Raw genomic sequence first — 240 nt, 5'->3', positions numbered from 1 at the left:
AGCCGGCAACAGCTCGGCGCCGTCCGATAGCATCGACTTCAGCGTGGATGGCACCAGCCCGGGCGGCGATGACGGTAACGACGCCCCGACCCTGGCGATTGCCGAGGCCGCGGATGGCGCCATCGACGCCGATGAGCTGTCCGATGGCGTTGAGGCCAGCGTGGGCCTGACCGCCGGCACCCAGGCCGGCGACACCATCACGCTGAGCATCGATGGGGCCGAGGACGAGACCTACACCGT

1 protein-coding gene is annotated in these 240 nt (G+C 69.6%); it reads left to right on the top strand.

Features of this window, described 5'->3' with window-relative positions; translation table 11 throughout:
* Window positions 1-240: hypothetical protein (locus tag ETC07_RS15710; protein WP_205742585.1), on the top strand; the 240-nt coding region annotated here is incomplete at both ends.

It is taken from the genome of Halomonas borealis (genome assembly GCF_004798905.1).
In the GTDB taxonomy this organism is placed as follows: Bacteria; Pseudomonadota; Gammaproteobacteria; order Pseudomonadales; family Halomonadaceae; genus Halomonas; species Halomonas borealis.
The sequence above is the reverse complement of the archived record's forward strand: the minus strand, read 5'-3'. Positions and strand labels throughout refer to the sequence as shown.